This window comes from Alcanivorax sp. HI0007 (genome assembly GCF_001635525.1).
Lineage (GTDB): Bacteria > Pseudomonadota > Gammaproteobacteria > Pseudomonadales > Alcanivoracaceae > Alcanivorax.
The window spans coordinates 1-395 of record NZ_LWEJ01000044.1 but is presented as its reverse complement, the minus strand read 5'-3'; the positions used below and the strand labels follow the sequence as shown (position 1 = coordinate 395).

Below are 395 nucleotides of genomic sequence, written 5' to 3'. Positions count from 1 at the left end.
AAATATAAATTAGGAGTATGAGATGGGCAACGTTAACGAAAGTTTGAAAACCCTGCTGCAGGCCGATGGCGCCATGTGCGCTGCTATTGTGGACGCCAACAGTGGCATGATGCTGGGCCATGAAGGCACAGGGCTCGATCTGGAACTGGCCGCCGCCGGCAATACCGAAGTGGTGCGCGCCAAAATGAAGACCATGAAATCCCTGGGTCTTAACGACGCGATTGAGGATATCCTCATTACGCTTGGCAGCCAGTATCACATCATTCGTCCGGTCGCGAAGAATGAGGGGCTGTTCATGTACCTGGTGCTGGACAAAGCCAAATCCAACCTGGCCCTGGCGCGCCGCAACTGCCAGCAAGTAGAAGCCTCGCTGTCAGTCTAATGCGGGCCCCTGG

Annotated in this window: 1 protein-coding gene; it reads left to right on the top strand. The window is 55.2% G+C overall.

Going from position 1 to position 395, the window contains the following annotated elements:
• Positions 1 to 22: 22 nt before the first annotated feature.
• Complete coding sequence (locus tag A3714_RS02495; RefSeq protein WP_063509721.1) at positions 23 to 382, top strand: hypothetical protein; 360 nt, start codon at positions 23 to 25, stop codon at positions 380 to 382.
• Positions 383 to 395: the final 13 nt, after the last annotated feature.